This is a genomic window from Candidatus Viridilinea mediisalina, assembly GCF_002532535.1.
In the GTDB taxonomy this organism is placed as follows: domain Bacteria; phylum Chloroflexota; class Chloroflexia; order Chloroflexales; family Chloroflexaceae; genus Viridilinea; species Viridilinea mediisalina.
Genome location: NZ_NQWI01000165.1, coordinates 4544 through 7882 on the forward strand (window position 1 = coordinate 4544; position 3339 = coordinate 7882).

At 57.3% G+C, this 3339-nt stretch carries 4 protein-coding genes and 1 riboswitch; of the genes, 2 read left to right on the forward strand and 2 right to left on the reverse strand.

All coding sequences use genetic code 11. From position 1 onward, the window contains the following. Positions 1-84 precede the first annotated feature (84 nt). Positions 85-855, forward strand: a complete 771-nt coding sequence (locus tag CJ255_RS20120; protein ID WP_097645873.1) for an SDR family NAD(P)-dependent oxidoreductase — start codon at positions 85-87, stop codon at positions 853-855. A gap of 14 nt (positions 856-869) precedes the next feature. Here CJ255_RS20120 and CJ255_RS23795 read toward each other — a convergent pair whose 3' ends face one another. Together CJ255_RS23795 and CJ255_RS20125 are read right to left on the reverse strand one after the other, a co-directional pair. After that, positions 870-1037, reverse strand: a complete 168-nt coding sequence (locus CJ255_RS23795; protein WP_165774842.1) for a hypothetical protein — start codon at positions 1035-1037, stop codon at positions 870-872. Positions 1038-1265: 228 nt separating this feature from the next. After that, positions 1266-2201: a diacylglycerol/lipid kinase family protein gene (locus tag CJ255_RS20125; RefSeq protein WP_097645874.1), complete on the reverse strand. Its 936-nt coding sequence runs from the start codon at positions 2199-2201 to the stop codon at positions 1266-1268. Between the two features lie 316 nt (positions 2202-2517). Between CJ255_RS20125 and rpsR the strand changes: the two genes are divergently transcribed. Further along, complete coding sequence (rpsR, locus tag CJ255_RS20130) at positions 2518-2778, forward strand: 30S ribosomal protein S18 (protein WP_245863616.1); 261 nt, start codon at positions 2518-2520, stop codon at positions 2776-2778. A 153-nt stretch (positions 2779-2931) separates the two neighbouring features. Then, positions 2932-3082: riboswitch (cobalamin riboswitch) on the forward strand. Positions 3083-3339 lie beyond the last annotated feature (257 nt).

A 3339-nucleotide genomic window follows, 5' to 3' on the forward strand; every position in this document is an offset into this window, starting at 1 on the left:
CTAAAGCCGGCACTCCAACGCCAACCCATAGACTTTTCAGACAGCCTCTCGCATTCCCATCCCAATTATACAAAGGAACAGACTATGGGATCAACCAAACATGACGGAGATGTCATCATTTTAACGGGTGCAAGCAGCGGAATTGGTGAAGTCACAGCTTGGGAATTGGCCAAGCGAGGCTACCGCCTAGTGCTGGCCGCACGTCGTGCTGATGATCTGGGGCAGCTTGCGGGGGCCATTACCCAACGCGGTGGCTTGGCCCTGCCCGTGCCAACCGACATCTGTGTCGAGGCCCAGCTTGAACGGCTCGTGCAGATGACCTTGGATCACTTCGGGCGCATTGATGTGTTGATCAATAATGCCGGGGTCGCCAAAGCCCAAGATGCGGCTACCCCGACCAATCCACACATTGATATGATTCTCGGCACAAACCTGATTGCGCCGATGCGCCTCACCCGTGCCGTGCTGTCCCATATGATTCCGCGCCGCTCTGGCCATATCGTGAACGTTGGCTCGGTGGCGAGCTATATCTCTGCCCCCGGCCAGGCGGTCTACAACGCCAGCAAGCACGGCATGCGTGCCTGGAACGACACGCTACGCCGTGAAATGAAACCGTTGGGCATCAAGGTTTCATTGGTTTCGCCTGGTTTTATTCGTACTCCTATGACCGAAACGGTGCGCGGGATGCCTATGGTTGGCCCAGAAACCGTGGCGCGCATTATCGCTAAGGTCATTACCCATCCGCAACGCGAGGTGATCACTCCAATGGCGTATAAGTTCCTGATTGCCCTCACAACCGCCTTCCCTGGCCCTAGTGATGCGGTGATGAGTGCTTGGCGCGTGTGGAAATGGTAGAGAGAACGTAGTACCTACGCCGCTTTGCGGCGTAGGTATCCGCCATGCAGCAATTCGTAGACGAGGCTGTTGAGCGTCTCTTCCGCTTCCTCATAGGTGCGGGCAAAACCGACGAGTTCGCCGTCGAGGTACATGGCGAAGTCGCGGGTTACTGGATCGTAGATAATCTCTTGACGGTACATAGCAGTTCCTCTCGGAAGAAACTTTGTTCTGTTTTTGATTGTAGCATACCCGTTCTTATTTGTCAACTCGAATGTTCAGCGGGGACGGCGAAGCTGCCCCCGCTGGATCTGCTGTTGACCGAGCCCTAGACGTAGGGCTTAATACTATTTACGATTGCAGATTGCCGATTGCCGATTGCCGAACATGGCGTCCCAATGGGTGTTAGCGTTCTTGATCATGCGGCATGTTCAAGGGTAATTGGTATAACCCACTAGTTCCACTGCCCCCGCCAATACCTCTACCTGCACATGGGTGGCGTCGGTCGCTACCACTTCGCCATCAGTGGCAACGGGGAAGGGTTGCGTGGAGCTCATGGTGAGTTTGCGGATTTGGGCTGTTGTGACCACGGGGAGCTTGATGTGGCTACCAACAATCAGTTTGGGATAGTAGCGCACAATTTGGCTGAGGGGCAACTGTTTGACGGCGCACAGATCGAGCAGACCGTCGTCAATTTTGCCTGTGGGCGTCATCTGGAAGCCGCCGCCCTGGTAGCGCCCGTTGCCCACGGTGGCAAAGAGCAGCGGCTCATGCAGCTCGTGGCCCGCGTAGGCGACGCGCATCGTGGCGGGCCGATAGATCGCCAAGGCCCGCAGCGAGGCCGCAATGTAGGCGGGCAGGCCGGTGAGCCAGCGCAGCTTGGCCACTTCAACCGCCACGAGCGCATCGAGGCCCGCCCCTAGCCCATTGATAAAGGCGCGCGAGGATTGTTGATTACCAGCTTTGAACCGTACCACCCCCAGATCAACTGGGCGGGTCGCGCCCTTCACGAAACCCTGCACCGCGCTCGCGAGATCGCCCACCTTTGCGCCAGGCAGCACCTTTGCGAAATCGCTGCCGGTGCCCAGCGGCACAATGCCTAACGTTGCCGCCCCTAAGCCCTGCTGCCGCCCACCCAACAGCCCATTCACCACCTCGTTAATCGTACCATCGCCCCCCACTGCCACCACACACGTCGCCCCCTGTTGCAACGCCTGATAGGTAAGCTCCGTCGCCCCACCCCGGGCATGCGTCGTCACGAGGGTATAGTCCAGCCCTGCGGCCCGCAGCAGCGACTCAAGGGCCTGACGGCGCCGGCCCGCCGCCCCGCGCCCAGCGGCGGGGTTGAGGATGATGGAAAATTTCATGATTTTGGCTTTGGCCTACGAATGCCACTAGTGAACTGCAATAGTGTCTCCCATTCAATCATACCATTTACGATTGTAGATTGCAGATTGCAGATTGCCGAACATGGCGACCCAATGGGCGTTCGTGTTCTTGATCATGCGGCATGTTCAATGGTAATTGGTATCATTCCAATGATACCAAGCAGGTACAACGGTCACTTCCCCGCTTTGTTGCTCAACGCCAATATATGCTATAATCTACGCTAGTGTCATGGGCGTGCGGCCATGGCCTAGCGCCGTATGTTCTATATAATGGATGAGGAGTATAGAGTTGGCTATGAGTCTACGAGGTTCGCGAGCATCGGGTGGCGGGCGTATGCGTGGGCGTCGCCGCGAGTGTGAGTTCACGAAGTTGGGGATTGTGCCCGATTACAAAGACATTAAGCGTCTGCAGAAGTATATTACCGCTCAGGGCAAGATTCTGCCTCGCCGCCGCACTGGGGTTACTGCGAAAATGCAGCGTCGCCTTTCGGTGGCAATTAAGCGCGCCCGCCACTTGGCGCTGCTGCCCGCAGCACCGCAGCATACGCGCAACTAAAGGTGTCGTGGTGGCTTCGACAGGCTGGTTTCGGCAGGCTCAACCACCGAGCTAGCGGCACGGTGGCTGCCAACCCAAGGATTCTTCGCGCTAACAACTTTTTCGTGTTAAGGGATGGTTTCAGAAACGACCTTTCAGCATTTCTGCACATAAGCAATTCAAGATCGTCGCGGTATCCCGATGCCCGGATGCCAGGGTGTAAAGGTGGAAGCTGGTGTGAGTCCAGCGCTGTGCCGCAACTGTAACTGGTCGCTCTCCATAAGCGTCAGAAGCCAGGAAGCCTACCGCGATGTGTCTGTTCAACCCTTCTCGATCCAAGGAGGCGAACAGCTCCTTGCGCCCAATTGTTCCTGCAAGCTGGGCGTATTGGCTGTTTTTTCACCCCGGTTTTCGTTAGAGGCCGGGGTTTTTCTGTGCTAGGGATGATTTGTTAGCGCGAAAAAGCCTTGGGTTGGCAGGCGACCTCGCGGTGGCTTCGACAGGTTCAGCCACCGCGCCGCTGGCTCGGTGGTTGAGCCTGCCGAAACCAGCCTGTCGAAGCCAAGCGGCGCGGCCCAGAGC